This is a genomic window from Desulfobaculum sp. SPO524, from assembly GCF_044987625.1.
Lineage (GTDB): Bacteria > Desulfobacterota > Desulfovibrionia > Desulfovibrionales > Desulfovibrionaceae > Desulfobaculum.
Genome location: NZ_JBJDSB010000006.1, coordinates 58,618 through 79,770 on the forward strand (window position 1 = coordinate 58,618; position 21,153 = coordinate 79,770).

At 63.1% G+C, this 21,153-nt stretch carries 18 protein-coding genes; 6 read left to right on the forward strand and 12 right to left on the reverse strand.

Going from position 1 to position 21,153, the window contains the following annotated elements; translation table 11 throughout:
* Positions 1-5: 5 nt before the first annotated feature.
* Positions 6-347 (reverse strand): NifB/NifX family molybdenum-iron cluster-binding protein, encoded by a 342-nt coding sequence (locus ACI3L3_RS15680; RefSeq protein WP_404846094.1) that lies wholly within the window; start codon positions 345-347, stop codon positions 6-8.
* A gap of 587 nt (positions 348-934) precedes the next feature.
* On the opposite strand from ACI3L3_RS15680, the gene ACI3L3_RS15685 reads away from it, so the two are divergent.
* Both ACI3L3_RS15685 and ACI3L3_RS15690 read left to right on the forward strand, forming a co-directional pair.
* The gene (locus ACI3L3_RS15685) at positions 935-3,241 is read left to right on the forward strand and encodes a methyl-accepting chemotaxis protein (RefSeq protein WP_404846095.1); all 2,307 of its coding nucleotides are present in this window, start codon (positions 935-937) and stop codon (positions 3,239-3,241) included.
* A 190-nt stretch (positions 3,242-3,431) separates the two neighbouring features.
* On the forward strand, positions 3,432-4,022 hold the full coding sequence (locus ACI3L3_RS15690; protein ID WP_404846096.1) for a TetR/AcrR family transcriptional regulator: 591 nt from the start codon (positions 3,432-3,434) through the stop codon (positions 4,020-4,022).
* A 106-nt stretch (positions 4,023-4,128) separates the two neighbouring features.
* Here ACI3L3_RS15690 and ACI3L3_RS15695 read toward each other — a convergent pair whose 3' ends face one another.
* Positions 4,129-4,407: a peptidylprolyl isomerase gene (locus tag ACI3L3_RS15695; RefSeq protein ID WP_404846097.1), complete on the reverse strand. Its 279-nt coding sequence runs from the start codon at positions 4,405-4,407 to the stop codon at positions 4,129-4,131.
* Between the two features lie 176 nt (positions 4,408-4,583).
* On the opposite strand from ACI3L3_RS15695, the gene ACI3L3_RS15700 reads away from it, so the two are divergent.
* On the forward strand, positions 4,584-5,492 hold the full coding sequence (locus ACI3L3_RS15700) for a Tim44 domain-containing protein (RefSeq protein ID WP_404846098.1): 909 nt from the start codon (positions 4,584-4,586) through the stop codon (positions 5,490-5,492).
* A gap of 644 nt (positions 5,493-6,136) precedes the next feature.
* On the opposite strand, the gene ACI3L3_RS15705 is transcribed toward ACI3L3_RS15700, so the two are convergent.
* Genes ACI3L3_RS15705 through flgB form a run of 7 tightly spaced genes read right to left on the reverse strand, consistent with a single transcriptional unit; the run spans position 6,137 to position 12,148 of the window.
* A complete protein-coding gene (locus ACI3L3_RS15705) occupies positions 6,137-7,447 on the reverse strand; it encodes a FliI/YscN family ATPase (RefSeq protein ID WP_404846209.1) in 1,311 nt (436 codons plus the stop codon).
* Between the two features lie 2 nt (positions 7,448-7,449).
* Complete coding sequence (locus ACI3L3_RS15710) at positions 7,450-8,208, reverse strand: FliH/SctL family protein (protein WP_404846099.1); 759 nt, start codon at positions 8,206-8,208, stop codon at positions 7,450-7,452.
* The gene (gene fliG / locus ACI3L3_RS15715) at positions 8,195-9,190 is read right to left on the reverse strand and encodes a flagellar motor switch protein FliG (protein WP_404846100.1); all 996 of its coding nucleotides are present in this window, start codon (positions 9,188-9,190) and stop codon (positions 8,195-8,197) included. The genes ACI3L3_RS15710 and fliG overlap by 14 nt, the downstream gene beginning before the upstream one ends.
* Entirely contained in the window at positions 9,190-10,800 is a 1,611-nt protein-coding gene (fliF, locus tag ACI3L3_RS15720; RefSeq protein ID WP_404846101.1) for a flagellar basal-body MS-ring/collar protein FliF, read from the reverse strand. Before fliF ends, fliG begins: the two co-directional genes overlap by 1 nt.
* A 37-nt stretch (positions 10,801-10,837) precedes the next feature.
* The gene (fliE, locus tag ACI3L3_RS15725; protein WP_404846102.1) at positions 10,838-11,275 is read right to left on the reverse strand and encodes a flagellar hook-basal body complex protein FliE; all 438 of its coding nucleotides are present in this window, start codon (positions 11,273-11,275) and stop codon (positions 10,838-10,840) included.
* An 18-nt stretch (positions 11,276-11,293) separates the two neighbouring features.
* On the reverse strand, positions 11,294-11,734 hold the full coding sequence (gene flgC / locus ACI3L3_RS15730; protein WP_404846103.1) for a flagellar basal body rod protein FlgC: 441 nt from the start codon (positions 11,732-11,734) through the stop codon (positions 11,294-11,296).
* A gap of 3 nt (positions 11,735-11,737) precedes the next feature.
* Entirely contained in the window at positions 11,738-12,148 is a 411-nt protein-coding gene (gene flgB, locus ACI3L3_RS15735; RefSeq protein WP_404846104.1) for a flagellar basal body rod protein FlgB, read from the reverse strand.
* Positions 12,149-12,498: 350 nt separating this feature from the next.
* Between flgB and ACI3L3_RS15740 the strand changes: the two genes are divergently transcribed.
* The 3 genes from ACI3L3_RS15740 to hflX all read left to right on the forward strand — a co-directional run bounded on the left by ACI3L3_RS15740 (position 12,499) and on the right by hflX (position 15,794).
* Positions 12,499-13,062: a tetratricopeptide repeat protein gene (locus ACI3L3_RS15740; RefSeq protein ID WP_404846105.1), complete on the forward strand. Its 564-nt coding sequence runs from the start codon at positions 12,499-12,501 to the stop codon at positions 13,060-13,062.
* Positions 13,063-13,297: 235 nt separating this feature from the next.
* Positions 13,298-13,897 carry an IMP cyclohydrolase gene (locus ACI3L3_RS15745; RefSeq protein ID WP_404846106.1) on the forward strand — a complete coding sequence of 200 codons (600 nt, stop codon included), beginning with the start codon at positions 13,298-13,300 and terminating at the stop codon, positions 13,895-13,897.
* 265 nt (positions 13,898-14,162) lie between these two features.
* The gene (hflX, locus tag ACI3L3_RS15750) at positions 14,163-15,794 is read left to right on the forward strand and encodes a GTPase HflX (protein WP_404846107.1); all 1,632 of its coding nucleotides are present in this window, start codon (positions 14,163-14,165) and stop codon (positions 15,792-15,794) included.
* On the opposite strand, the gene ACI3L3_RS15755 is transcribed toward hflX, so the two are convergent.
* Genes ACI3L3_RS15755 through asnB form a run of 3 tightly spaced genes read right to left on the reverse strand, consistent with a single transcriptional unit; the run spans position 15,739 to position 21,102 of the window.
* On the reverse strand, positions 15,739-16,893 hold the full coding sequence (locus tag ACI3L3_RS15755) for a glycosyltransferase (RefSeq protein WP_404846108.1): 1,155 nt from the start codon (positions 16,891-16,893) through the stop codon (positions 15,739-15,741). The two genes, hflX and ACI3L3_RS15755, sit on opposite strands and share 56 nt — an antisense overlap.
* Before the next feature lie 19 nt (positions 16,894-16,912).
* Positions 16,913-19,087: a hypothetical protein gene (locus ACI3L3_RS15760; RefSeq protein WP_404846109.1), complete on the reverse strand. Its 2,175-nt coding sequence runs from the start codon at positions 19,085-19,087 to the stop codon at positions 16,913-16,915.
* Positions 19,084-21,102, reverse strand: coding sequence for an asparagine synthase (glutamine-hydrolyzing) (gene asnB / locus ACI3L3_RS15765; RefSeq protein WP_404846110.1), 2,019 nt, complete (start codon positions 21,100-21,102; stop codon positions 19,084-19,086). Before asnB ends, ACI3L3_RS15760 begins: the two co-directional genes overlap by 4 nt.
* Positions 21,103-21,153: the final 51 nt, after the last annotated feature.

Genomic DNA, 21,153 nt, shown 5'->3' on the forward strand with positions numbered 1-21,153 from the left:
TTGCGCTACACGCCCTCGCGCATTAAGGCCGTAAAGGCGGCTATGGCGTCATCCACCGTCCCCGTAAAGGGGTAGGAGACCTTCACGCCCGCCTCGCGCAGAGCGCGCGCCGCCTTGGCGCCGCAATTGCCCGCCAAAACAGCCTCCACGCCCAGCTCCGCAAGCGTCCGCGCCACATTGACGCCGCAGCCCTCCTGCTCATCACGATGGGGATTGGGCACGGCGGTTTCCTCGCCTGTGGTTGTGTCGCAAATATAAAAGTAGTCGGCGCGGCCAACCACCGGCTCCACACGCGCTGTGCGCGTGGTCCCCGCACTGCAAATGGCAAATCGTGTGTATATTTTCATACCCGGACCATAGCAAAGCCAGTGCCACCGCCTCAAACGCCCTGTTTTCTCGCCATTTTCCCGTGTGAGCCTTCTCCACAGCTCCGCAAGCTGGGCGCAAAATGCGCCGCCCGTTATTTTCCGCGCCCCACGGGGATATTCAGCGATGTACCACATTCCGTTTCGTACGCAACAATATGGAGAAATCGCAATCTAGCACCGGAGCCAGCGCGTTTTGGAGCAAAGCACTATTGACGCATTCGCACCGGACGTTTATCCAAAACCACAAAGTAAACGCTCACCTAACAAAAAACGCGTAACCTGCCGATATCCCCTGCACAAGGAACATCGTTTTACGCAAATGGATGAGGAGACGGGCGATGCGATTTTCATCCGCAGCATGCTGGTGACGGCGCCACCGCACCAACGACGCACTGGGCGCATGTTCTGGAGGACAGCACAACACATAACCCGCTTGCCATACGAGACGAGCACAACCCGTCAAGCATCCGGGCCACACAACGCGCCACGCCGTGGGGGGCACGGCGCACCCGGTTTTGATGGTTGCCGCGCAAAGAAGCAGCGCGGCGGAGCAACGGAGCAGAGTCGTGAAGATCAAGAGCATAGCAACGGAATTTATTCTGGCAGTCGTCGTGGTGGTGGGGCTGTCCGTCGCGGCCATTGTCCTGTACGCCAACCACGCCATCTATCAGCTGGAGCTGGCGAACAATACCGCGTTCATGAACAAGCTGGCCGACTCCCTCGTGCAGGAGATTGACGACTTTTCGGGGGAGGGCGTGTCCATCGCCAGCAGCCTTGCCGGACAGCGCGGCATGATGAACGCCGCCGTGCGCGACACCGCCTATATCGTTAACAGCCAGCTGCGCGACATCGTCAAATCCAACGACAGGCTGGACACCGTGTTGCTCTTTAACCGCGACGGCAAAGTCGTCTCCGGCTTTGACGCCAACGGCCAAAAGCTCCGCGGCAAAAACGTCAAAGACGAGCCCTATTTCAGCGGCATCGCCAACGGCGACGAAGCCTTTGTGGACAAGAACCTTACGCCCTCGCCCTTTACCGGAGCCACGGTCATGAACATTGCCGCGCCCGTCACCCGCGGCGGGGAGTTGGTGGGCGGCATCCTTGTCTGCGCCAACTGGGACAGGTTCGCCGCCAACGACATTCTGTCCCTGACCATCGGCGCAAACGGCTACCCCATCGTCTTTGACCAAAACATGCGCACCATCGCCCACCCCGACCCGGCCCTCATGTTCAACGCCCCGCGCGGCAGCGCCCTTGAACAGCAGATTCAAAACGTGGGCAACGGCACCACGGAATATACCTTTGCCGGCGTCACCAAGCTCGGCGTCTTCCGCCGCGCAGAAGGCATAGGATGGAGCGTTCTGCTCAACGCCCCCAAGGCCGAACTGCTTGTAAAGGTCACCGCCATCCGCAACGTTCTGCTGTGCATCGGTGCGGCGGCCATCCTCTTCGTCATCATCGTCATGGGCGTATTGTTCCGCCGCCTTGTTGTCCGCCCGCTGGCCACCATCAACACCTTTTCCGAGCGCATTGCCGCCGGCGACCTCAGCGCCACGCTCACCGGGTCCTTCACCCACGAAACGGCGCGCCTCGCCAGCCACATCACCGCCATGACCGAGGAACTGAAAAGTAAACTCTCCTACGCACAGGGCATTCTGGACGGCATTGCCATGCCCTGCGCCGTGGCCGACACCACCGAGCGCATCACCTTCCTCAATGCCGCCATGGTGGACGCCGTTGGCCGCACAGGAGCGCCCGAGGACTACCACGGCATGACAACAGGCGAGTTCGCCTTTGGCGACGCCACGCGCCCCACCGTCCTCGGCAAAGCCCTGAAGGAAAACACACAGATTGCCAGCGAGATGGATTTCGTCACCCAGCAGGGGGACAAGCGCGTCTATTCCGTGGTGTCTACCCCCATTCACGACATGAACGGCGCCAGCACCGGCGCCATGACCATGTGGTTCGACCTCACAGAAGTTCGTCTGCAGCAGCACGCCATTGAGGAGCAAAGCGCCGTCATTGCGGACGTCGCCGCCCGCGCCTCGTCCGTGTCCACTCAAGTGGCCTCCGCTTCCGAAGAGCTCTCCGCGCAGGTGGAGCAGTCCTCCCGCGGCGCGCAGGAACAGCGCCACATGGCCAGCGAAGCCGCAGCCGCCATTGAGCAAATGAACGCCTCCGTGCTGGAAGTGGCGCGAAACGCCACCAGCGCCGCCGAAGTGGCCGAACGCACCCGCACCACCGCCGGCGAAGGCACCGAGGTCATCACCGCCGTTATCGAAGGGTTCGAGGAAGTCACCTCGGACTTTGCCTCCCTCGACACCTCCATGCAGGCCCTCAGCGAGCAGGCCGCGGGCATATCCACCATCGTGCAGGTGATTGAGGACATTGCGGACCAGACCAACCTCCTTGCCCTCAACGCCGCCATCGAGGCCGCCCGCGCCGGTGAAGCCGGGCGCGGCTTCGCCGTTGTGGCGGACGAGGTCCGCAAGCTGGCGGAAAAGACCATGTCCGCCACCAAGGAGGTCGGCCACGCCGTCAAGTCCATTCAAAACAGCACCGCAACCACCGTGGACGGCATGCACCGCTCCCAGCAAGTGATGGAAGGCATCTCCGCCCACACCGCCAACGCCGTGGCCGCCCTTGAATCCATTCGCGGCATGGTGGAAGAAACCACCGCGCAGGTGCAGTCCATCGCCAGCGCGGCCGAGGAGCAGTCTGCCGCCAGCGAAGAAATCAGCCACTCCGCAGGCGACATTAACCGCATTGCCGGAGAAACCGCAGAGGCCATGGGGCACTCCTCCACATCCGTCACGCAACTGGCGCAACTGGCCAGCGACCTGCAAGAAATGATTGCTTCCGTGAAGCAGTAGTGCGCACCGCCCCTCGTCACCACAGGGGCCGAGTAGACACTCGGCCCTTTTTTAGCATAGACAACGTGCCGATCATGCACGCTTTTCCATCGACAAAGCGCCCAAAGCGCTTTCCCCCGGTTGACGCAGTTGCCGTCACAGGCTAGGACCTGTGTGAGCACCCAATCCGCACAAGGAAGGACCGAACCGAGTGAGCGAAACAACACGACACAAAATACTCGACGCCGCGGCGCGCCTGTTTTCCGAACGCGGCTTCAACAATACCCCCACCAGTCTGCTGGCCCGCGAAGCCGGAATATCCGAAGGCAGCATCTACCGCCATTTCACCTGCAAGGACGAAATCTTCCTCAGCCTCATCACAGGCGTACGCGAGGAACTGGAGCTGGCGCTCAAAGACGCCATGACCCAAAGCCACTGTCAAAGCGGCCTCGCCCGCATTAGCTGTGTGGTGGAGGTCTACTCCAACTACGTCCGCGAAAACCGCCGCAACTTTGCCCTCATCTTCCGCGACGCGCCAACCCGCGCCGGGGACAATGGCTCCAAAGTGCAGGACGAACTGCGCGCCATTCACGACTTTATCCTCGGCAGCATCCGCCGCGCCCTTAAGCAAGGCATCGCCGAAGGCTCCATCCGCGCCGATATCGACGTCGTCACCACCAGCGCCATGCTGTGTTCCCTCGTTCTTGGCCTAACGCGCATGCGCTTTTTCGACTTTCTGCCCGACGACTACGTCGGCCCCGATGCCGTGCGCGAAACGCTGGAGCGTCTGCTCTCCGTTTAGCGCCCGCGCGTCCTACGCCACAAAAAATAATGAGCCGGGGCGGCAATGCCGCCCCGGCTCATCTGTACTCATCACATGCCGCTGCCTCGCAGCGACGCACAGCGCGTTAGCCGCGCTCGCGGATGTGGATGAGGTGATAGCCAAACTGGGTCTGGATAGGACCATGGACGGAGCCCACTTCCTCGTTAAAGCAGACGGTATCAAACTCCGGCACCATCATGCCGGGAGGGAAGGAACCCAGGTCGCCGCCGCGCTGGCCGGAAGGGCACTTGGAGTGCTTGCTGGCGAGCTCTGCGAAATCAGCGCCGTCCTGAATCTGCTGCAGCAGATCTTCACAGGCTTCCTTGGTCTCAACGAGAATGTGGCTTGCGGTACACGTTGCCATAGCGTGTCGCTCCTTGTTCAAATGGTGAAATGGGAAGTAACGCGGCATCGTTGCCGCAGGAAGGGCGAACACTGCCACGCACTGCGCCGCGATGCAAGTCTGTCCGGTATGCCTTGACACCCCCGCAATGCGCCATATATCCGAAGAGACGTGCAATTCTAAAAACGGATGACTTTATGAACAACGTGCTGAAATTTCTTCTTGTTCCCCTTGTTGTCGTCGCTATAGTCGCCATCAGTGCAGACTTTTCCGACGCACGACGCTTCGGCGGGGGACGATCCTTCGGCGGGAGCAAAAGCTTCAACAAAGGCTACTCCAAGCCCATCTCCCCCACACAGCGTTCCTCCCGCTCCGGCGCGGCAGTGAACAACAACCGCTCCCGCTTCGGCGGCATGGGCGGCATGCTCGGTGGACTGCTGGCTGGCTCCCTGCTCGGCTCCCTCTTCTTCGGCCACCCCTTCGCCGGCGGCGGGTTCATGGACCTGCTCCTGCTCGGTGGCCTCGCCTTCCTGCTCCTGAAGCTCTTCCGCAGCAGGCGCCGCGCCGCAACGCAATACGCAGGACAAGGAGCAGGCCTGTCAAACGGTGGAGCCGGCCCCGATTTTTCCGCACGAGGTGACTACGCACAATCCGACGCCGCACGCCGCGCTCAGGCCGGCTGGGGCGCCCTCGGCGCTCAGGCGCAGCCGCAAGAGGAATCCGTCTCCGTCCCCGACGGCTTCAATACCGACGAATTCCTCGAAGGCGCGAAAGTCGCCTTCAACCGCCTGCAGCAGTCCTGGGATGCGCGCGACCTGAACGACATCGCCCAGTTCGCCACCCCTGCCGTCATGGACGAAATCCGCCAGCAAGCCGAGCAGGACCCCAATCCGTCCAAAACGGAAATCCTCATGCTCAACGCCCGACTGCTCGAAGTGAAACCCATGGACGGCAAAATCGTCGCCACCGTGTTCTTCGACGCCTTCATGCGCGAAGACGCCGCCTCCGGCTCCGAACAGGTCCGAGAAGTCTGGCACTTCGCCAGAAATGAACACAACGAAAGCGACATGTGGCGACTCGACGGTATCCAACAACTCGATACCTAAACGCACCACAACACAACATTGCACGATAAAAGAGCACAGCACACGCTGTGCTCTTTTTTTGGCGATCCTTTCAGGAGGAAACAAGAAGGGAGAAAAGAGGGCCTCCGGCGGGTTAAGGAAATAATTTCCTTAACAATCCTTAGGATTTTCGGGGCGGAAGCCGCCCCGAAAATAGGGGTGGGCGTGTTCTTCTGCCTTCCCTTCAAACGCCAGACAGGGATTCTCACCGCCCTTCACACACCGCCAACACCCCCTCCAAAAAACTCTCCCCCATCCACCCGGACGAGAGCCGTCAGGGGTGACGACAGTTCCTTCCAAAGCCGCCCGGCCTGTGCGCAAATGGGATATCTAAGGGCCCACGGCCCTTAGACCTCCGGAGGAAAAAAAAAGCCCTGCCCAAAGCCAGACAGGGATTCTCACCGGTCTTCACACACCGCCAACACCCCCCCAAAAAAACTCTCCCCCATCCACCCGGACGAGAGCCGTCAGGGGTGACGACAGTTCCTTCCAAAGCCGCCCGGCCTGTGCGCAAATGGGATATCTAAGGGCCCACGGCCCTTAGACCGCCGGAGGCAAAAAAAAGCCCCGCGGTGAAACCACCACGGGGCGCATTCTGCACTACGTTTGTCGCCACAGCGGGGCGCCTAGGTCCCGACGAGGGACGTCAAGGCGCTGAAGCTGTCGTCGAGGGTCGCGCCTGCGCCGACCTGCTGTTGCAAATATTCCCGCTGTGGGCCGATGAGCTCAAGGGCGGCGTCGATTTCGGGGTTGGAGCCTTTGGCGTAGGCGCCGATGTTCACCATATCCTCAACGCGGTTGTAGGTGGCGAGATGGCGCACGAATTCCTGCCCGGCCTGCTGCACGGCGTCTGGCGTGACGTCGGCGCGCAGTCGGGAGATGCTCTTGAGCACGTCGATGGCCGGATAGTGGCCTTGGTCGGCGAGGTCGCGGGTGAGCACAATGTGGCCGTCAAGAATGGAGCGCACGCCGTCGGCCACGGGTTCGTTGAAGTCGTCGCCGTCGACGAGAACGGTGTAGATGCCAGTGATGGTGCCCTTGGACGAGCGCCCGGCGCGCTCCAGAAGCCGCGGTAGCTGGGCAAAAACGGAGGGCGTGTAGCCGCGCGTGGTGGGCGGCTCTCCGGCGGCGAGGCCGACTTCGCGGGCGGCCATGGCGAAACGGGTGACGGAGTCCATCATGAGAAGGACGTCCTTGCCGTCGTCGCGGAAATACTCGGCGATGGTGGACGCCGCGTAGGCGGCGCGCATGCGCACAAGGGGGCTGTTGTCGGACGTGGCGACGACGAGCACGGACCGCGCCATGCCTTCGGGACCAAGATCCTTTTCGATAAATTCAAGCACCTCGCGGCCACGTTCGCCAACGAGGGCGATGACGTTGACATCGGCCTTGGTGTAGCGCGCCATCATGCCCATGAGTGTGGACTTGCCGACGCCGGAGCCGGCCATGATGCCAACGCGCTGGCCTTTGCCGAGGGTGAGCAGCCCGTTGATGGCGCGCACGCCAACATCGAGTGGCTCGCAAATGCGCGGCCTGTCGAGGGGGTTCAGCGGCTCGGCGTACAGGGGATAGTAGCCGGAGGCGGCAATGGGCGCGCCGTTGTCGAGGGGCGCACCAAAGGCGTCGATGGCGCGGCCAAGGAAATTCTTACCGACGGGAAACAGCGGCGGCGTTGAGGTGTTCTTGATGAGGGAGCCGGGGCGAATGCCTCGCATTTCGCCGTAGGGCATGAACAAACACGCGCCATCGCGAAAGCCCACCACCTCGGCATAGATGGCCTTGTCGGAGCGGCCTTCGGGAAGCAGCTCGCACACGGCCCCGAGGGGCGCCTTGATGCCGCGCCCTTCGGCGATAAGCCCGACGACCTTGCTGACCTTGCCGAACACCTGACAGGGATTGGTATCCCTGAGCAGATTGATGCAGCCTTGCGGATTCAAACTCACTCGGATTCCCCGTTGTCGATGCCAAGCTGGGCGAAAATGGGTTCTACGGAGGCCCAGCGGCTGCCGATGGAGTTGTCCACCATGCCTTCCTCGCTTTCGAGGACCATACCGCCGGGTTCAAGGGACTCGTCGAGCTTGATGCCCCAGCGCTCCAGCGTGGGATGCGCGGAGCGCGCGCGGTCCAGCAGCGCCTGCATGATTTCCTCATCCTCGGGGCGAATGCGAAAGACGAGGCCGTCGTGGGTGTCGATGGCGTCGAGGGCTTGATCAAGCAGCGAGGCCATAACCTCTTCGCGGCGCTGGTCAAGCTCGACGGCCAGCAGACGCTCCACGGCGATGCGCACGAGGGAGACAATGTCCTCACGATGATGCTGCCAAATCTTGCGGCTGTCGCGGTCGACGGTCTCCATGGCGCGGGCGAGGGTCTCGGACGTCTGCTGCACGGCGGCATCAAGCTGGGCCTGACAATTGGCTGCGGCTTCATCCATGGCTTCCTGCGCGGCCTTTTCGCGAATCTGCTGCGCCTCGCGCATGGCCTGAGCGAGAATATCCTGCGCCTTGGCCGTGGCTTTTTCCTGCACGCGGCGCATGTATTCCTCTTCGGTCGTCAGGGACCAGCCGTGAGACTCCTCACCACCGCGCAGGCGGCTAAGTTCATCCTCGGAGAATCCCTTCCCGCCGACTCCTACAATGACGCGGCCGCCGGAGCGGCCTGCGTCTTTGGTATCGTTGTCGTGTTCCTTAGACAAAGACATCTCCGCCTCCGCGGCCGATCATGATGCGTCCTTCGGTTTCGAGACGCCGCACAATCTTGACGATGTTCTGCTGGGCCCCTTCCACCTCGGAGAGGCGTACCGGGCCCATAATTTCGAGGTCTTCGCGGATCATTGTTGCCGCACGTTCGGAGAGGTTGCCGAAGAACTTTTCCTGCAGTTCCTCGGTGGCACCCTTGAGGGCCTTGGTCAGGTCCTCGTTGGCGACCTCCTTGAGCAGTTCGCGGATGGAGCGGTCGTCCAGCCCCTTGATATCCTCGAACACGAACATGAGGTTCCTGATGTCCTCGGCCATCTGGGAGGATTCCTCTTCGATTTCGGAGAGAACCTCTTCCTCGGTGGCGCGGTCCACGGCGTTGAGAATTTCGGCAACGGCCTGAACGCCGCCAACCTTTTTGCCTTCCTTGCCGCCCATGGCGATGAGCTGGCTTTGCAGCACCTTGTCCACTTCCATAAGCATCTCCTCGGCCACGGCTTCCAGCCGCGCCAGACGCATGAGGATTTCCGGACGCACACCGGCGGGCAGAGCCTGCAACAGGTCTGCGGCCTGATCGGGGTGCAGGTGGCCGAGTATGAGCGCCAGCGTCTGCGGGTGCTCGTTGCGCAGAATCTGCGACAGAATGCGCGGGCTGACGTTTTCCAACTCGCGGAAGGGCGCGGGGCCGGAGTCCAGATCCAGTGCGTCAAGAATGTACTTGGCCGTCTCGGAATCGAGGTTGCGGGTCAAGAGCTTCTTCACGGTATCTGCGCCGCCCATGAGCATCTCGGCATTGAGAATGAGCTGATGATGATATTCACGCAGGACTTCTTCCACCTGCTCCTTGGGGATGGTTTCCATCTCCACCATTGCTTTGGATATCTGGGCGATGTCTGCGCGTTCAAGGCGCTTGAACACCTCGGCGGTAAACTTCTCGCCCATGGCAAGCATAAGGATGGCGGTTTTCTGCGCTCCTGTGAGACTCATTATGCGGTGGCCTCCTCTTTGAGCCATGTCTTAATGATGGCCATTGCGCCATCCATGTTCTGTTCAGACAGCTGTAAGGCATGCGCTCTGATGTCGTCCAGCTTCCGCACGGCTTCGAGGTCGCTCTCTTCGTCGTCGCCTTCCACGAGGGCGATGCGGCCCTCGCCTTCGGGCAGTCCGGCAATGCCTTCCACGCCTTCCACCTCGGTCTTGGGCCGGATAAGGGCCATGACCACGGGGCGAACCACAAGGATAAGGAAGAGGAAGATCAGCAGACCGTTGAGGAACGGCTTGCCCAGACGCTGCACATATTCCAGAACCAACTGGGCGAGGTCGGGGCGGATTTCCTGCTCCGGGCCGCCGAAGGAGATGCTGGAAACCTCAATGGTATCACCGCGGATGGTGTCCAGACCAACGGCGTTGGAGACAAGCTGCTGAATGCGGTCCAGTTCTTCCTGCGTTCTGGGCACGAAGTTGAACTCGCCCGTAGGCTCGCCGTCGGCGTTCATGACATCCTGATACACACCGTCCACGATAACCGCCACACTCAGGCGGTCAAGCTCGCCGATGGGGGAAATGATTTCCTGCTCGACCTTGTTGATCTCGTAGTTGGTGGTTCTGGTCTCGCGGGTGGCCTCCTGATTGGAGATGGCGTCGCCCGGTCCTTCGCCGCGGAAGTTCGGCTCATCGGCACCGGCATTCAGGTTGGCCGCGCCCTGCTGGGTTTCCTCGCTGCGCTGCTCGCTTCGCACCACGGCGCTGTCGGGGTCGTACTCTTCCTTGCGGGTGGTGGTCCGGCTGAAGTCCAGATCCGCGTTGACCTTGGCGATAACGCGGCCGGGACCGTACAGCGGAGACAGCATCTGCTCGATGCGCAGCTCCAGGGCGCGCTCCACGCTCATCTTCTGTTCCAGCTGCGTGGTGGACAGCGCCTCGGATTCTTTGGGGGAGTAGATAATTTCGCCCTTGGTGTCCGCCACGGTAATACGGTCCGTGGACAGGCCCTCAACGGACATGGACACCAGGTTGACGATGCCCGTGACTTCCTCGGGCTTCATCTTCTCGCCCTGCTTCAGCTTCAGGACGACGGACGCCGACGGATCGCTCTGCTCCTCGATGAAGAGGGTCTTGTGCGGCAGCACAAGGTGAACGCGGGCGCGCTCCACCTGCGGAAACTCGCTGATGGTTCGCGCCAGTTCACCCTGCAGGGCGCGCTGATAGTTGATGCGCTGGACGAAGTCGGTCTGGCCGACCTTGACCTCGTCGAAAATTTCGAAGCCGATGCCCTGCCCGTGCACCTTGCCCTCGCCAGCGACCTTGAGGCGCAGGTCATAGACCTGGTCTGCGGGCACCATGATGGTGGTGCCATCGTCGGTCAGCTTGTACTCAACGTTCTGCTTTTGCAGCATCTGGACGATATTGGATGCGTCCTCGGCGTAGAGCTTGGAGTAGAGCACCCGGTAGTCCGGCTGGTTCAGCCAAACAATGAGCAGAAAGAAGGTGATGATCACCATCCCGGCCAAACCGGCGACCAGCACGCGCTGTGAGAGGGTCGTCTTTCCCCAGAAAGACTTGGCTCGTTCAAGTGTGTCATTGGCGAAGGAGGGCATGAAACGGCTCCGTAGTATTACGTGTGGCTAACAGACGCTAGAAGTGCATCTGCGACAGTTGCTTGTAGGCCTCCATGACCTTGTTGCGCACGGCGGAGGTCATCCGCATGGCGACACCGGCCTTCTGGAGGGTGATCATCAGTTCGTGCACATTCTGGGTGCGGCCGGAGGCAAAGTCCTCAATCATGGCCTTTTTGTCGGCCTGCAGCTCGTTCACCTTGGTCAGGGATTCCGTCACCGTTTCGGAGAACGGCTTTTCCACTTCCATGAACTGCTTGGCCAGCTCCTGTGCACGGGCGGCGGTGATAGGCTCGTCCAGCCGCTGCTTGCGTACGGCGGTATCCACGGCCGTGGCAAAGCTGGAGGAACTCTTTTCCGTCTTCGCCACACTCGGGGTGGCGTTCAGGCCGTTAATGCTGCCTGTTTGCATGGCACTGCGGTAGGCGCTCAGGCCAACGCTGCGAATATCAACCATTGTTCTGCTCCCTTAGCGCTAGCGGCCGATTTCCAGGGCCTTGTTAAACATGCCCTTCACCGACTGGATGGAGGTGACGCCAGCCTCGTAGGCTCTGGTGGCGGTGAGCATGTGGGTCATTTCCTCAACGACGTTGATGTCCGGGTAGGACACGTAGCCCTGCTCGTCGGCATCGGGATGACCAGGTTCAAAGACGCGCTTGAGGGGCCGGGAGTCTTCGGCAATGCCGAGGACACGGCTGCCCTGCAATTCACGCGTCATGGCATCCTGCATGACCTTGGAAAACGGCGAATCCACATCGGTGGAAGCGCGAACCACGCTGCGCCTGCGGTAGGGGCCGCCCTCGGGCGTGCGCGTGGTTTTGACGTTTGCCAGATTCATGGAGATGACGTTCATGCTGGTGCGTTCCGTGGACAGGCCGGATGCGGCGATGTCCAGTGCTGTCATGAAATCCGCCATGACTTATCGCCCTCCTTCAGAGATGACTTTGTTCAGGCCCGCGAAGTTCTTCTTCATCACGGTGGTCAGGGCGTTGTACATCAGGGTGTTCTTGGCCATGACCGCCATTTCCTTGTCGAGGTCCACATTGTCCTCGCCATGGATGACGCGATGCTTCAGGTTCTTCACCAAATCGGGGCCAAAGGAATTGGCATCAAAAACGTGCGGGATATGGTCCTTTTTGGTCTTGGTGACCTTGCCCTTTGCGTCGAGGTCAAGAGCTGCCTGCAAGTCCTCTTCGAATTCAAGGCGGCGGGCCTTGTAGTTCGGAGTGGTCAGGTTCGCCAGATTGCTCATGACGACATTTTGACGCATAAGCCGCATGTCCAGGACTTTTCCGGTCAGATTCAGATGCGATCCGAAAAGGCTTTTCATTGCATGTTCCTCCTGCATTTTCGCCGCATTCTGCATGCGGCACCCCGGCGCAGGGCCTCCCCCGCACACCTTGAGGCACTGTGACCAAAGCAACGGGTGTGCCAATGCAATTAAGCATCTGATATACTTGAAAAAAGCAAAAGATTCGTCATATCGCCGCCCACCACTCCACCAAAAAAGCGTCAAAGAATCATGGCTGATAGCGCAGCTTTTTGGCATGTGCGTTGCACACAAATAGGCACCGGGCACGAAGTTCCGGACCGTAAGACAGGCAACCTGGCCCGAAATCTGCATATGGTTTAGTGCCGGAAAATTTTGACCCTACAGAGTCCCACGTGGAGGGGAAAACAATGAGTAACCATCTGGATTACGAGATCAACAAGGAACTTGGAGAGTGCTATCTCTTCATGGGCGACCTCGAAAAGGCGCGCGAGTATTACGACAAAGCCGTCTCCTGCAACGGCGTGCACCCCGACCCCTACCTGGGTCTGGCCACCATCGCCGTGCAGCAGGGCGAGCTTGAAAAGGCGCTGACCCTCTACCGCAAGGCCGCCGATGTGGCTGCGGACGACAAGTCCCTCGCCGGCATGGGTCTTGTGGAAATGGAGCTCGGACGCAATGACGAAGCCTTCGGCCACTTTGTCGAAGCCCTCGAAAAGAACCCCGAGAACCTCATCGCCATCTTCATGCTGGTGCAGCTGGGCCATGCGCTGGAGCGCATTGAAGAAACCCTGCCCCACATGGAGAACTACCTTGCCATTGATGCCGACAAGCACGACGTGCGCTACTCCATGGCGGGTTGCCTGTCGTGCCTTGGCCGCAATGACGAGGCCAAGACGCACCTTGAGAAGATTCTGGAAGGCGACCCCACCCACGAGGCCGCCCGCGAACTTCTCGACCAGCTTGGGTCATAACGGAAAAGCCGCCGCGCGTGACGTTCTGGTTCCCTCCCGAACTCCCGCCTTCCGGCATTTTCCGATGACACTATAATCTCCCCTCCCCGCTTGGTTCCCCAGCCCCGACCAGAGCTGCTGGGGCTGGGGTGCCAGGCACCCCAGCCAGCGGGAGGCGGAGCCGTCTTGCCTTGCCTCGCGCCCCGATTTCTGGCACAGCCTCCCCAACAGATAACCCTTTCAGCGAGGATTCGACATGGAGCTTGTGCCAATCCGTCGCGCTATTTTGAGCGTGACCGACAAGACGGGACTGGTTGAATTTGCACGTTTTCTTGCCGACAACGGCGTTGAACTTTTCTCCACGGGCGGAACGCGCCGGATGCTTCTGGACGCAGGCCTCACCGTCCACTCCGTCAGCGACGTGACCGGCTTTCCGGAAATCATGAACGGCCGCGTCAAGACCCTGCACCCCCACATCCATGCCGGCATCCTCGCCGACAAGGACAACCCCGACCACATGAAGACCCTTGGCGAGCTGAACCTCGCCCCCTTCGACCTCATCTGCGTCAATCTCTACAACTTTGCCGAAGCCGCCAAACAGGGCCTGGACCTGAAGGCCGCCATTGAACAGATTGACATCGGCGGGCCGTGCATGCTGCGCGCCAGCGCCAAAAACTTCCACTCCGTGCTTGTGGCCCCCGGTCCCCAGCACTACGAGCGCATCACCGCCGCCCTGTCGGAAAACGGCATGCAGGCCCCCCTTGCCCTGCGCAAGGACATGGCCGCCGCCACCTTCCGCCAGACCAACCGCTACGACGGCATGATTGCGGACTACCTTGAAGGCCGCGACGCCTAGCGGGCAGTCATAATGACGACGCCACAACGCCCCGGCGCAAGCACATGCTTGCGCCGGGGCGTTTTTTGACGCGGCACTGCGGCGCGCCTTGCCTGCCGCGCCGCGCCAACGTATACAGAAGGGGAAACCACGCGCGGCCCCTTGGCCGCGAAAGGGAGACAAGACCATAGCCGCAAAAGTTCAGGGCAACACCCAAGGCCTCAAGCCCAGTCAAATCAAGGCCATCAGCCGACTCTATACCCGCCGCTACCCCAATGATGGGGGCATGACGCCAGATCAGGCGCGGGAGCTCGCCATCCTCTCACGCGGCATCAGCCGCCAGATCGCCCTGCTCATCGACAGGCAGGGCAAGCCGTTCATGGTGCTGGTGGGCGACCCCGGCGGCATCTATATTCCCGACATTTCCGGCGCGCGCCGCGGCGCGGGACGCCTGCGCGGGTTGCGCCTTGTGCACACCCACCTTGCGGGCGAAGGCCTCACCGAGGAAGACCTCATGGACATGGTCTTTCTGCGCCTTGACGCCATCACCGCCCTGACCGTGGACGACATGGGCGGGCCTGTGGATGTGTACGACGCTACCCTTATGCCCCCCAATGACGAGGGCAAAAGTTACCGCCGCATGGGACCGGTGCCCTACCACCGAAACAGCATCGATTATCTGGCGCAGGTAGAAGCCCTTGAGGACGAGCTGGCGCGCTCCGGCGCGGTGCTGACCACCGGCGGGGACGCCTCGGGCAAGCGCGACAGGGCCATCCTTGTCAGCGTGTCCACAGCCCCGCGTCCGGCGCAGGAAATCTCCCTCACGGAGCTGGCCGACCTTGCGGACACCGCCGGGCTGGACGTTGGCGGCACCATGATTCAGCGCGTGCGCGCCCTGAACCCCAAGACCATCCTCGGCAAGGGCAAACTGGCGGAGCTGGAGGTCACCGCGCTACAGGAAAACGCGGGCGTTATCCTCTTTGACCAAGTGCTGACCCCGGCGCAGATGCGCAACCTTGCCGACGTGACGGAACGCAAAATTCTGGACCGCACCCAGCTTATTCTGGATATTTTTGCCCAGCACGCCACCACCCGCTCCGGCAAGTTGCAGGTGGAGTTGGCCCAGCTCCAGTACACCCTGCCCCGGCTGGTGGGCAAAAACGGCGCGCTGGACCGATTGATGGGCGGTATTGGCGGGCGCGGCCCCGGTGAAACCAAGCTGGAGCTGGACCGCCGCCGCGTGCGCGAGCGCATAACGCGCATCAAGAAGGAACTGACCGGCCTGCGCAAACGCCGCAAGGCCACGCGCATGCGCCGCGCCAAGGCCGGACTGCCGGTCATCGCCCTTGTGGGCTACACCAACGCGGGCAAGTCCACCCTGCTCAACACCCTCACCCGCAGTGAGGTGCTGGCCGAGGACAAGCTCTTTGCCACCTTGGACCCCACCACACGCCGCCTGCGCTTCCCCGAGGAGCGGGAAATCATCCTCACGGACACCGTGGGATTCATCCGCGAACTGCCCGACGAACTCAAGGAAGCCTTCCGCGCCACCCTTGAGGAACTGGACGCCGCGGACGTGCTGCTGCATGTGGCCGACGCCGGCCATCCCGAGCTGGAAACCCACATCGGGGCGGTGGAAGACATCCTGCGCGACATGGACCTTGCGGACATTCCGCGCATTCTGGTGCTGAACAAGTGGGACAGCATGAACGACGAACAGCGCATGCTCACCCACAATATGTACCCGGACGCCATCCCGGCCTGCGCGCAGGACCGGCCCTCCCTGCGCCCCCTTGTCAGCGCGGTGCTTGCCAAAGCCTTCCCCGGCTGGCGCGAGGCCACCACGCAGGACTGGGACCCCATCACGCCTGAGGGCGATGCAGAAACGGATGAAGCGTTTCCAGAAACCGGCGCATAACCGGAACATAATCAATATGCTCCCGCGCCGAGGCTGATACCTCGGCGCGGGGGACATCCCGCGAAAGCCTCGCAAACTCCAGCACATCCTCCCACTGCCAGTCTGCTTCAAGACGGCGGTACCACGGATAGTTCTCCGGCAGGGCCGGGTCCGCACAGCCCGCCACCACAGGAATACCGCGCGCCAAGGCGTCGCGCACCTTGATGGACGAACCTTGGGTCAGCCCCACACGGTGCATGGCCATACTGCCAAGGCAAATGTCCGCCGTAGACAGCAGGCGGTCCACCTCGTTGCGCCCCAGCACGCCGTGCCACGCAATGCGCGACAGTCCGAACACCCGCTCCCGCAGGCGCTTGTCCAACTGCCCGGCAATGTGCAGTTCAAAGGCCGGAGCGGCAGGGGCCTTGGCCATGCGCTCCAAAATCACATCCAGCCCGTGCCACGGCTGAAACTCCCCGGCCACCATCACAAGGCGAAGCGGCCCGCCGCGCTCCACATAGCCGCCGCCGCTTGGGGCAAAGCGGTCCACCTCAATGGCATTGGGATGCACCAGCCAGTGGTCGTTGCCCGCCCGCTGCGCCTCGGCCCGCGCAATTTCCGGCGTCACTCCCGCTATGGCCAGCGCTCCGGACTGACGGCGCGGCCCGGTGACGCGCTCCACACACGCGGGCAGTCGCCCGCGCAGTCCCATTTCCTTCACGGCCAGCGTGTGGTGCAAAAAAATGACATTCTCGCGGTGGCGCAGGGGCGTACTGACAATCTCGCCGGGATAATACCGCGCCAAAACCACGTCGTACTCCGGAGCAAGGCGCTCCACCGCCCTGTTAAACGCCCCGCGCGCCGGGCCAAGATTCAGGGTCAGTGCCCGGCCGGACAGCGAAATGCGCCCCCCGCGCCCCGGAAAAGTGCCAAGAAACGCGCGCGGCACATCGGGCATAATCAGGTTCACCCCATCCCGGCCATACTCCCAGTGCTGGGACACGACGTACACATCCCACTCGTCACCGCTCAGCGCCCGCGCCGCGCGGGCCTCGTCCATGCGTTGGCGGGCAATGCCGGGATAGTATTCCAAACTCAGTGATATATGGGCCAGTCGCACACTGCCTCCCGTTGTCCACCTATGCCGGATTGTCGGCAGTCTCTGCGGCTGGACCAAGGGCCGCGAGGCTCTGCCGCGCCCCGTCGTGCTCCGGCGCGCAGGCCAGCGCCATGTCCAGCAGTCCCCGCGCCTCATCCACGGCGCGCTCCATGGAAAAGGCCACCGCCATATCCACCAGCGCATCCGCGCTAAAAGGATTCACCGCCAGCGCGCGGCGAAAAAATATCATGGCCGCGCCGCGCTCGCCCATGGCAAAGGCGGCCTCGCCCCGCAGAATGAGCGCGCCCACATCCTCGCCGCAGTGCGCCAAAGCCTCGTCCAGCAGCTTGGCCGCCGTCCGGGCGTCGCCGCGCTCCATGGCGACTTCGGCCCGTAGCACCCCAAGCGCCACCGCTTCGCCCGCATCCTGCGCCGACGCGGCCCGCTCCTCGCGCCACTGATGACGCTGCGCGCGGGGCATGTCCAGCATCTCACGGCGCAGGGCGGCCTCGGCGCAGTCCGGGTCCATGGCCAGCACGCGGTCAAACCGCTCCCGCGCCAGCGCCATATCCTTGGCGGCCACCGCGCGGCGCCCCTCCTCAAGGAGCAACATCCGCCGCTGCCGCACGTCCAAGCGGTACAGCGCAAACTCATGCGCGGGCGCGCCCGGCTCCGAAGCCGCCACCTGAAACAGCCGCTCCGGCAGGTACGTCGCGCAAGCCCGACGGCTCACGGCCTGTACGTCCCATTCATCCTGCACCTTGCGGTTAAAAAACAGCAGCAGTTCCGGCGGGTCATCGCGCAGCAGGCCAAACAGCCATTCTTCATAGCGCAGCCGCCCACCGTGGCCGTACAGGAAAAACAGCGGGCGGCCAAAGTAATACCGCTGCGCATACAAATACATGGCCGGATGGTCGCCCCACACAAGCAGACGCTCGCCGGGCCGGGCCAGCTCGCCAACCTGGGTACCGATGTCCTCGGCCAGCCCATAAAACCCCCACAAGGACAGCGATCCGTCCGGATTCAGCCCCAGCGTGTCACGGCTGGCAAAGGGTCGCATGCGGATGCCCAGCCACACGGCCTGCGCCACCAGCACTGCCGCCACACCTGCGGCCCACGCGCCGCCCATGGCAAGCCCCGCCGCGCCAGCCGCCCCGGCCCACAAAGCCACCGGCAGCCACAGGGGATTGAAGTGCGGCGTAAAATAATTCTGCTGGAGGAGAAACGTCAGCAGCAGCGCGCCAAAAAGATACACCGTCAGCGCCGTGCCCCAATCAAGGCGTAGGGGCCATGTCAGCAGCCACAGCGCGGCCAAAAACACCAGCCCCGCGCAGTCGCGCAGGCTCCAGCGCAGGTTGGTCCAGAGCAGAGTCAGCCGCCTGCCGCGCGACTGGTCAGCGGCCATGCCGATGTAGCTGTCCCCTTCCTCGGCCACCTCATATTCCCACGAGCCGATGGCCTGATTCCACAGCCGCCGCGCACCGGGCAGATGCAGGCGCTCCAGCACATACAGCGCATACTCCACAAGGGGGAGGGTCAGATTCAGCACATACTGCCGGGGCGAGGCGCGGTGCACCAGCGGAATAATCGCGACGGGCGCGGCCATGACCAGCCCTGCGCCAAGGATGTACCACCCAAAGCCCGCCGAGCCGCTTGGAGCAAACAACAGCGGCAGAGGAAGCAGGCCAGCGCAGACAAGGCCCGTTATTTTGATGTGCACCATCCACGCCCCCATACCACCGGCCACGGCGCACAGGAGGGGACTCCCCGTCTGGAATCCGGCCACCCCGCACCCAAGGCCAAGGGCAAGGGGCAACAGCGACACGTGCTCGCCATAGGTCAGGGCAAACAGCGTGGCGGGCATAGCCACAACAATCAGCAGCGCCGTCCCGGCCAGCGCCCCGGCGCCCGGCCCAAAAATCTGCCCCCCCGCCCACAGCAGGGCAAGGCAGGTGGCAATCATCCACACGGCTTTTGCGGCGTAGAAAAAGGCCGGGGCGCGGCGCCGAAACACTCGCGTGGCAAGGGCGGATAACCATTCAATGCCAAAGTAGCCCACCGTGTGGAAGCCGCGCTCCCACAGCCGCGCGCCCTGCTCCTGAAACATGGCAAGGAAGAACCAATTCCCGTCATCCTCGGAAAAGGGGCGCAAACGCCAATCACGCAGCACCAGCCACCCGGCGGCGCCAAGCACCGCGCCAATCAGCCACATCACGCCGCACCTCCCGCGTCAAAGCTGACGTCAAACTCCCTCGCCCACAGCGCAAGGGACAGCGCCCGCCACAATTCCGGCCGCCACGGCCCGCCGCCAAGCGCGGCGCCAAGGGCGGCCTCAAGGCGCTCAGTGTGCACAACGCCGGACAGCCCGCCGCCCCGGAGCACCTCCGTCACCCAGTCCGCGCCCCCGCGCAGCCACGCGGCGTCCGGGGCGACAAATCCCACCTTGTCCCGCCGCTCCAAGACTGGCCCAAGCGCCGCGCCAAAGCGCCCGGCAAGGGCCTCACGCAGCACGGCCTTGCCGCGTCCATCCGGCCCGATGCGCAGCGCCTCCGGCAGGGACAACGCAAAACGGACCACACTCTCCTCCAGAAACGGCACCCGGCTCTCCACGCCACAGGCCATGGAATTACGGTCGGCGTAGCGCAACAGTTCCGGCAGCATGGTGCGCGTAGCCGCCAGCGCGCACTGGCTGCGCAAATACTGCGGACCTTGCGGCGCCGCGTCGGCGCATAGCGTCACGCCATGTCTGCGCAGCCACGCGGCGTCCACCCATGGCGGCAACAGCTCTGCGCCAAGAATGCGTCGGGCGGCCGCCTCCCACGTCGGCGGGGCAAGTATTTTCCCGCACCGCAGCGCAAGGCCGCGGCGGGAGCCGCCGGGCAACCCGCCAGCTCGCCACCAGAGCATCCCCACGCTCACAAAACGGCCCGCACGGCACAGCGTTGCCAGCCGCGCCGCGGCAAAAGGCAGGTAGCCCGCCAAAATTTCATCCGCCCCCTGCCCGTCCAGTACCACCCGAATGCCGCGCTGTGCGGCCCGGCGCATCACGCAATACTGGGCATAAATACTGGCCGAGGCAAAAGGCTCGCCATGCACCCGCACAAGCTGGCCTATGTCCCGGCGCAGGGCGTCGCCATCCGCAGTCACAAAATGGGGGCGCACGCCTGCGGCGCGGGCCGCGGCCTCGGCCCAGTGCCGCTCGCTCAGCGCCGGGTCCTGCGCGTCAAAGCTGAACACGGGAAAGTCCATCTCCGGAGCATGGCGGCGCATAGCCATGACGACACCGGACGAATCCAGCCCCCCGGACAGCGCCGCGCCAACCGGCACATCGCTGCGCATATGGGCCGCAACGCTCCGCAGAAACAGTGTCCCAAAGCGCCGCGCCGCGCTGTCCAGAGGCATCTGGACCTGCCCAAACCCCTCCGGAGTCCAGCGCCGGGGGGCATGGCGGCGCAGCCCGCGTCCGCCCGCACCGGGCAGGTCCACACGCAGGGTATGCCCGGCCGGCACCCGGTAAATCCGCGAGAAAAACGTCCGCTCTCCGCCATCCGTGGCCTGCGCGGCCAGATAGCGCGCCGTCTGGAGCGCATCCGCCCGCGCCCGCATCCCCGGCAGGTGCAGCAACGCCTGCGGCTCCGACGCAAAGGCAAACCACTGCTCTCCGGCGGCCCAGTACAGCGGCTTGATGCCCAGCGCGTCCCGCCCAAGCGTGAGGGTCCACCGCGCCCGGTCCACAAGGGCGTAGGCAAACATGCCCTGCACCTCCCGCAGGGCGCCGCGCCCACGCCGCGCCAACAGCCGAAGCAGCACCTCGGTGTCCGACGTGCCAAAAAACCGCTCCCCTGTAGATTCAAGCTCGGCGCGCAGGGCGTCTGCGTTGTAGATTTCGCCGTTGTACACCAGCCAAAACCGCCTGTCCGGCGTACACATGGGCTGATGTCCCGAGGGCGTCAGGTCGATGATGGAAAGGCGACGGTGGGCAAGAACAACGCCCGGCAAGGCGGCAGGAACGGCCTCCGCGGCGACGTGCGGCGCATAAGGCGTCTCGCCCCCGCGCGCCGCTTCGGGCGTGGCACTCCCCCACGCGGCATGGGCCTCACCGGATGCGGCGAGCATCGCATACCCCTCATCATCCGGGCCACGATGCGCCAGCGCGTCGGCAACGGCCCGGACAGCCCCAAGCCGCCGCGCATTCCCCCCTGCGCACACTACGCCAGCGATGCCACACATCGTGAGCCTCCCGAAATTTTTCAAGATTCTCAAAAGTAGCCGCGCACACGC

What these genes read in the sequence shown, in the direction of transcription:
- ACI3L3_RS15680 (WP_404846094.1), bottom strand. Translation starts at nt 347, where the DNA reads ATGAAAATATACACACGATTTGCCATTTGCAGTGCGGGGACCACGCGC.
- ACI3L3_RS15695 (WP_404846097.1), bottom strand. Translation starts at nt 4,407, where the DNA reads ATGGCAACGTGTACCGCAAGCCACATTCTCGTTGAGACCAAGGAAGCC.
- ACI3L3_RS15700 (WP_404846098.1), top strand. Translation starts at nt 4,584, where the DNA reads ATGAACAACGTGCTGAAATTTCTTCTTGTTCCCCTTGTTGTCGTCGCT.
- ACI3L3_RS15710 (WP_404846099.1), bottom strand. Translation starts at nt 8,208, where the DNA reads ATGTCTTTGTCTAAGGAACACGACAACGATACCAAAGACGCAGGCCGC.
- fliG (WP_404846100.1), bottom strand. Translation starts at nt 9,190, where the DNA reads ATGAGTCTCACAGGAGCGCAGAAAACCGCCATCCTTATGCTTGCCATG.
- fliF (WP_404846101.1), bottom strand. Translation starts at nt 10,800, where the DNA reads ATGCCCTCCTTCGCCAATGACACACTTGAACGAGCCAAGTCTTTCTGG.
- fliE (WP_404846102.1), bottom strand. Translation starts at nt 11,275, where the DNA reads ATGGTTGATATTCGCAGCGTTGGCCTGAGCGCCTACCGCAGTGCCATG.
- flgC (WP_404846103.1), bottom strand. Translation starts at nt 11,734, where the DNA reads ATGGCGGATTTCATGACAGCACTGGACATCGCCGCATCCGGCCTGTCC.
- flgB (WP_404846104.1), bottom strand. Translation starts at nt 12,148, where the DNA reads ATGAAAAGCCTTTTCGGATCGCATCTGAATCTGACCGGAAAAGTCCTG.
- ACI3L3_RS15740 (WP_404846105.1), top strand. Translation starts at nt 12,499, where the DNA reads ATGAGTAACCATCTGGATTACGAGATCAACAAGGAACTTGGAGAGTGC.
- ACI3L3_RS15745 (WP_404846106.1), top strand. Translation starts at nt 13,298, where the DNA reads ATGGAGCTTGTGCCAATCCGTCGCGCTATTTTGAGCGTGACCGACAAG.
- hflX (WP_404846107.1), top strand. Translation starts at nt 14,163, where the DNA reads ATGACGCCAGATCAGGCGCGGGAGCTCGCCATCCTCTCACGCGGCATC.
- asnB (WP_404846110.1), bottom strand. Translation starts at nt 21,102, where the DNA reads ATGTGTGGCATCGCTGGCGTAGTGTGCGCAGGGGGGAATGCGCGGCGG.